At 67.2% G+C, this 2,840-nt stretch carries 5 protein-coding genes; 1 reads left to right on the forward strand and 4 read right to left on the reverse strand.

Annotated elements, in window-relative coordinates:
* The 3 genes from WA944_RS24300 to WA944_RS24310 all read right to left on the reverse strand — a co-directional run.
* Nucleotides 1-182, reverse strand: a 182-nt coding sequence (locus WA944_RS24300) for a hypothetical protein (RefSeq protein WP_526647427.1), incomplete at its 3' end; no start/stop codon positions are given.
* Nucleotides 183-254: 72 nt separating this feature from the next.
* The gene (locus WA944_RS24305) at nt 255-821 is read right to left on the reverse strand and encodes a dihydrofolate reductase family protein (protein ID WP_526373573.1); all 567 of its coding nucleotides are present in this window, start codon (nt 819-821) and stop codon (nt 255-257) included.
* A gap of 237 nt (nt 822-1,058) precedes the next feature.
* The gene (locus WA944_RS24310) at nt 1,059-1,352 is read right to left on the reverse strand and encodes a WhiB family transcriptional regulator (RefSeq protein WP_526647428.1); all 294 of its coding nucleotides are present in this window, start codon (nt 1,350-1,352) and stop codon (nt 1,059-1,061) included.
* Between the two features lie 371 nt (nt 1,353-1,723).
* Here WA944_RS24310 and WA944_RS24315 point away from each other — a divergent pair, with 371 nt between their 5' ends.
* On the forward strand, nt 1,724-2,464 hold the full coding sequence (locus tag WA944_RS24315; RefSeq protein WP_526647429.1) for a transcriptional regulator: 741 nt from the start codon (nt 1,724-1,726) through the stop codon (nt 2,462-2,464).
* Between the two features lie 9 nt (nt 2,465-2,473).
* Here the strand turns inward: WA944_RS24315 and WA944_RS24320 are convergent.
* Nucleotides 2,474-2,840 (reverse strand): MinD/ParA family ATP-binding protein (locus WA944_RS24320; protein WP_526647430.1); only part of this gene is annotated, 367 nt, incomplete at its 5' end.

Genomic DNA, 2,840 nt, shown 5'->3' on the forward strand with positions numbered 1-2,840 from the left:
GCGACCTCCGTGGTGAATGCGCCCACTACGACCACCTCATCGTCGGGCAAGCCCGCGACCCGCAGCTTCGAGGCCAGTGCGCCAAGGCTCGGATCATTACGACCGAGAACGAGGAACTGACCGTCGAGCAGCCCTTCTGTAGGCTCGCCAGTGAGGTGAGTGAAACGGGCAGCTGACTTCATAAGTCTCATTGTATCCTCGGCTTGAGGGCTCGGCACATTCCTTCCGGCGATGAGCAGCGGTGCAGGCCCCCCTCAGTCGTGTTTCGCCCCGTAGCGCAGCAGGACCGTGCCGCACGGGAAGGTGCGGTTCTCCAACAGTCGCAGCGAGATCCATGACGGCAGCGTCGGGAAGAACGGTGTCCCGCCGCCCACGGCGGTAGGCGCGATCACGATCCGGTACTCGTCCACCAGTCCGGCCGCAATGATCGGTGCGGCCAGCGCCGCCCCGGCCACCTCCAACTGGCCCTCGGTTTCGGCCTTCAGCTTCGCCACCACCTCGACCGGATCGCTGCGTTGCAGGCGGGAATTCCAGTCGACGGACTCCAGGGTGCGCGAGAACACGACCTTGGGCATGTCGCGCCAGATGTGCGCGAAGTCGACGATCAGAGGGGTGGCGTCCGGGTCCTTGTCGGCGGTCGGCCAGTACGCGGACATCAGGTCGTAGAGCCGCCGCCCGTAGAACGCGAGGGCCGTCTCCCGCTCGAAGTCGTTCCAGTACTGGTGCAGTTCCTCGCTCGGATCGGACCAGTCGATGTTGCCCTGCGCGTCGGCGATGTAGCCGTCCACCGACACGTTGAAGCCGTAGATCAGTGTGCCCATGCAGCTCAGACTGCACCGGAGGTCAGAACTCATCGCGACAACACACGGGAAGCTGCATCAGCGCAAAAGTTGGGACGGTGCCGCCATGGCGCCTCTCGGCGAATGGTCGCTCGTAGCGACTTGGTGGTTGGGGCCCGGGGCATGCCCGGCACCGTCGAGATATGGAACGGCAGCCGTCCCGGGGATATTCCGAAGCCCGCCGCCGACCCCCCGAGAGCGGCGGCAGGCACCCGCACGTCAGGCGCTTTCCGCGTAGTAGACCCGACGTTCCCGGACGGGAAAGCCGTTGCGCTCGGCCAGCGACTGGAGCTGCCGCAGAGCAAACGTCCGGCCGCGGCCGGCCTCGGGAACGTAGATGCCGGCCCAGAGGCCTTCCGCCCGGGGAAGTTCGCAGGCTTCCCGTGCGCACAACCACCGCCTGGGGCACGCCCGGCAGATCGCCTTCGCCTCGTCGTCGGCGGTCGTCGTCCACCGCTCGGGTTCCTGGGTGCACGCGCCGACCGGCGTCTCGTCCCACGGCATCGCGTTCATATTCTGTCGCTCCTCTGTGTGCTGGGGCGGCCCGTTCGCCGCGACGCTGCAAAAGGTAACCGACAAACCGTAGCGATGCAACGGTTAGTGCAACGGAACCGAAGCGCATCGGCCCGCGTGGGAGAGGTCCAGCCCGCGAAGTTTCACGTTGAAGGCGCGCTCTAACTGCGAATACGCGGCGTCGCCACCCAACCGGCCTCCGGCGGAGATTTTGCCGAAATGTGTAGCGCTGACGCGATTGCAGAGGGTGAAAAGGTGTAGCTTTGACACGGAACCATTGCGGACCATCGGGCCGAGCCGTAGCGGCGGCATGGCTGATCGGTACGATGTCCGGGCCGATCCGACAAACCCAGCACGAGGAATCCCGGTAGATGACCAACGCGGAGTCGATCGACGAATCGGCCGACGCATTGGACCCCGGGATGGTCAGGGCGGGGGCGGCCGCAGCCGCACGCCGACGAGAACTCGATATCAGCCAGCGCAGCCTCGCCGCCGACGGCATCATCAACGCCGGCGCGCTGATCGCGTTCGAGAAGGGTCGCAGCTGGCCGAGGGAGCGGACCCGAGCAAAGCTGGAAGAGGTTCTGCGGTGGCCGCCCGGCACCATCACGAGGCTGCGCAAGGGTGAGACCCTGCGGTCCCCGGATCCGGTCCCCGCGCCCCCTGTCGCGGCCGGCGTAGACGAGGTGTCGCTGATCGCTCAGGCGGTCATCACGGCAGTCGGCACGTTCCACTCCACGGTCACCTCGCTGCCGCCCACCCACGACCCAGCGTTCACGCCGCGGGTGACCGCAATCTTGTCGGATCTGCGTCAACTCGAGGCAGTCGCTGCACGTGCGGCGCGGATCGGAAGGGTGACGCCCGCACTGATCAAGGCGCTGGGCACGGTCCGCAGCCTCTACGACGATCTGATGGTGCGTGCCGCAGGTGCGCCACACGCCACGCTCGGACAGCGGCTCTACGCCGCACGCCGCGCCGCGAACCTGACGGTGCTCGAAACAGCGCAGGCTGCAGGGGTTTCCGAGCAGGCGATCCAGCAGGCTGAAGCGGAGGAGCCGATCTCGGCGGCCGATGTCGGCGCCATCGAAGAACTGGTCGGGCAGATCGCCTGAGCGCCGGGGTCAGGGCCGGTCGCGCGACCGACTGTCCCGCGTCGGAAAGTGTGTCGCCAAGGCGGCACAGATCTCGAGAAACCGACGGCGGGTGGGTCGTGACATCTCGCGGGTTCCGTCGATGACGCCGCCCGGGCGCAGGTGCCCGTCGAACGGAACCTCGAACACCAGCTGCCCATGGTTCGAGAACTGTTGCGCGAGAATCGTCCTGGTGCGCTTGTCGGCATGACCGTCGGAGTCGTTGAGGACGACGATGGTGCGTTGCAGCAGGCCGGTCAGGCCGCGGTTGGCCAGCCAGTCCAGCGTCTGCCCGGCCGCCGCGGCGCCGTCCACCCACGGTGTGGACACCACGACCAGCGCATCGAGGTCGCGCAGG

It is taken from the genome of Mycobacterium sp. (genome assembly GCF_049683355.1).
Classification (GTDB): domain Bacteria; phylum Actinomycetota; class Actinomycetes; order Mycobacteriales; family Mycobacteriaceae; genus Mycobacterium.